This is a genomic window from Nitrosophilus sp. (assembly GCF_982775275.1).
Window position 1 is genome coordinate 1 of the sequence record NZ_CEXZHP010000332.1, and the last position, 1,106, is coordinate 1,106.

3 protein-coding genes are annotated in these 1,106 nt (G+C 34.1%); all 3 read right to left on the reverse strand.

Features of this window, described 5'->3' with window-relative positions:
- Positions 1–303 (reverse strand): DUF2800 domain-containing protein (locus tag AC30RD_RS09780; protein WP_489494371.1); only part of this gene is annotated, 303 nt, incomplete at its 3' end.
- Positions 275–697 carry a putative PDDEXK endonuclease gene (locus AC30RD_RS09785; RefSeq protein ID WP_489494372.1) on the reverse strand — a complete coding sequence of 141 codons (423 nt, stop codon included), beginning with the start codon at positions 695–697 and terminating at the stop codon, positions 275–277. The genes AC30RD_RS09785 and AC30RD_RS09780, both read right to left, overlap by 29 nt.
- Before the next feature lies 1 nt (position 698).
- Positions 699–881 carry a helix-turn-helix transcriptional regulator gene (locus tag AC30RD_RS09790; RefSeq protein ID WP_489494373.1) on the reverse strand — a complete coding sequence of 61 codons (183 nt, stop codon included), beginning with the start codon at positions 879–881 and terminating at the stop codon, positions 699–701.
- Between the last annotated feature and the right edge of the window lie 225 nt (positions 882–1,106).

Consider the following 1,106-nt stretch of genomic DNA (forward strand, 5'->3'; position numbering starts at 1 on the left):
TCTTCCGTTTAAATCTTCTTTTCTTTTTAAAACATAATCAACATAGTTCTCTGCCATGTTTATGTCATCTTGGTTGATCGTAAACTCAAATCCATCAACATCACAATCTTTACCAAGCCAATAGTCAGCAAGAGTTATTCCCTCTAATCTATTTTTTAATCTCATTTCTACCATTTCGTGTATCTGTGTACCTCTTGCTGCTGCTAAACTTCCTTTGCGTTCAGCTTCCGCTTTTATTCTCGCACTTGCAGGACACCTAATAATCCTATTAATGCTACTGGGTGCTAGTATTGAGTGTGCCAAGATTAAATTCCTCTCTCATTATTGCCGCAAAAAGTTCTGTAGAAATATTAGAAGCAATATTAAAATCTTCTATTTCAAACAGTCCTTTCTTTAGTGCGTAAAGGTCTGCAATCATTACACGCCACTCACTCCTATCTGCTCTAAACCAAAGACAAGGTAACAAATTAATCTTTGTTGCTTGTCTTGTAGTTTGTTCCCAAAAATTTTTTAAATCTGCTTGTGTGATTTGTTTTCTGCGTTTTACCTCTATGGCAAAACCATCTAATCCTAATAGATCGTGGCCACCGCCAAAGGTTTGCGAATAATTTACTTCTAGTTGGATACCTAGTAATGATTTGATTTCGTCTATCACTTCTCTTTCGCCTCTTCTCCCTTTGCTCCTGGCATTAACCAATTTATTCTCCTACTTCGGATTGCTTCTCTAATTCTTCTATGTCTGTAATTTTGTATAAAACCTTGCCACCAATTTTGGTGTATGAAGGTCCTTTGCCATTAGCTCTCCAGGCTTCTAATGTTCGTGGTGAACGCAGCCATCTTTCAGCTAATTCATTCTGATCTAAAAATATTTTCTCTTGCATAAGTTTACCTATTACTATGTGATTGTGATATTCTACTCTATGTAATTTTAATAATGCAAGTCGATGGATAAAAATAATAGAAATATTATTTAGAAAAAAAATTTAAAAAAATTATTTAGAAAAAAATTACACAAAATTTATCTATGAAATTTAATCATTATTTTGGAGGAAGAAATGACTATAGATGCAACACCTAAAGAGTGGGATATGGCTGTGAGAGCAACA

What these genes read in the sequence shown, in the direction of transcription:
- AC30RD_RS09790 (WP_489494373.1), bottom strand. Translation starts at nt 881, where the DNA reads ATGCAAGAGAAAATATTTTTAGATCAGAATGAATTAGCTGAAAGATGG.